Origin of the sequence: Mesorhizobium sp. M7A.F.Ca.MR.362.00.0.0, from assembly GCF_004023175.1 — a bacterium.
GTDB lineage: Bacteria > Pseudomonadota > Alphaproteobacteria > Rhizobiales > Rhizobiaceae > Mesorhizobium.
In genome coordinates this window covers 1-1682 of sequence record NZ_RZTF01000691.1, presented here as the reverse complement: position 1 = coordinate 1682, position 1682 = coordinate 1, and the positions used below count along the sequence as shown (strand labels likewise).

Here is a 1682-nt window from a genome sequence, read left to right as displayed (position 1 = left end):
CGGGTGAACGCCCAATACACCGACACCGGCGTCCGCAAGATGCAGCAGGATCTGTTGCTGAAAACCGATGCCGGCGATGTCAGGCATGTCGCCGCAGGCAAGACCGAGGGCGCCGGCATCATCGTGCTTTATCTGCACGGGCAGGGCGGCAGCCGCAAGCAGGGTGTCGACGACTTCACCTTCGGCGGCAATTTCAACCGGCTCAAGAACCTGATGGCCGGCAATGGCGGCCTCTATCTCAGTCCTGATTTCCCCGATTTCGGCGACAAGGGAGCGGCGCAGGTGGCGGCGCTGATCGGTCATTATGCCGAACAGTCGCCAGGCGCGAAGATCTTCGTCGCCTGCGGCTCGATGGGCGGCGCGCTATGCTGGAAGCTGGCCGCGCGCAAGGATACAGGCGGACGCATCAATGGCCTGCTGCTGCTCGGTTCGCTGTGGGATGAGAGCTTTTTCACCAGCCCGGCCTTCAAGCGCCGCGTGCCGGTCTTCTTCGGCCAGGGCAGCCACGACGTCGTCTACCCCGTGGCAAAGCAGGAGGCGTTCTTTCGCTCGATCCTGACCAAATCGAAGACCTATCCGACCCGCTTCGTCCGCTTCGAGACCGGCACCCATGGCACGCCGATCCGCATGACCGACTGGCGCGGCACGCTCAACTGGATGCTGTCGAAGGCGCCCTGATCGACGCAGCCTGCAAGCTCGTGTGATGCTCAGGGCGCGGTGTTATAGTCGACAACCGTCTCCGGATTTTGCTTGCCGTCATAGGACGCATCGACGTCATACTGGACCAGCGAAAAATTGCCGTTGCGGAACAGATACGTCCCTGCGTCGGACGCATCGCCGATGCCGCGCCACTTGTTGAATGTTGTGATCGTGTGGGCAGCCTCGTCATAGTCGGAATTGACCGCCCAGCCGGACGTCTGGAAACCGACGATACTCATGCCCAGCAATTTGCCGTTGCTGTCATTGTTCTCGTAGCGGATGTCCATCTTGGGCTCGGCGAACTGCAACTGCTGCACGCCCGACACGTCGTCGGTCATGTAGTAGATCGAGCTTTCATTGTAGGCCGCGGCCGAACAGGAAAAATGGAACAGCCGCGTCTCCTTGTCGGGTTCGCCGGGCTGCGCATCCTTGTCCTTGTATTTAATCGAAAAAACGGTCGGCTCATTGGCAAGGAACTGCTTGTCGCACTGGTCGCCATAGGTTGCCAGAAAGGCCTTCTTGGCCTGCTCCAGTGCGGTGTCTTTCTTTGGCGGTGGCGGCCCGTCGCCGCAGCTTGGCGGCAGCGCCTCTTCGAAATCGGCGGTGGAGGGTTTCAGCGCGCCTTTTTCGATATGGATCGGATCGAAGGGCGGCTCCGCCTGGATCTGGGCATTCACCTGGCGCAGCGTATAGCAACCGGCAAAGACCTTTTCGCCGCCGGCCTTGTCCGTCGCGCGAATGGCGACGGGGACGTTGTAGAAAATGCTGCCAGCCGCACCTTCGTCGGAAACAGCTCCGGTCTCGACCTCGACCTTGTGGGTCCCATCAAAACCCTTGACGAAACTGTCGAAATCCTTTGCCGGCTTTGTATCGCCGAAATACCCCCAGGCGCGGGCGAATTCGTGCCGGCTGATGGCGCTGTACAGCGAACGGACAACCGCGTCGGCGCTCGACCGATCGTCGATATAGGGTGCTTCGGGGGC

General features: G+C 61.0%; 2 protein-coding genes. One reads left to right on the top strand and one right to left on the bottom strand.

Translation table 11 applies throughout. The features are described 5' to 3' along the window. Positions 1 to 678 (top strand): alpha/beta hydrolase (locus EOC06_RS36860; protein ID WP_368773618.1); only part of this gene is annotated, 678 nt, incomplete at its 5' end. A 29-nt stretch (positions 679 to 707) separates the two neighbouring features. Here EOC06_RS36860 and EOC06_RS36855 read toward each other — a convergent pair. Next, on the bottom strand, positions 708 to 1682 hold a 975-nt coding region (locus EOC06_RS36855; protein ID WP_128310090.1), incomplete at its 5' end, for a DUF1176 domain-containing protein.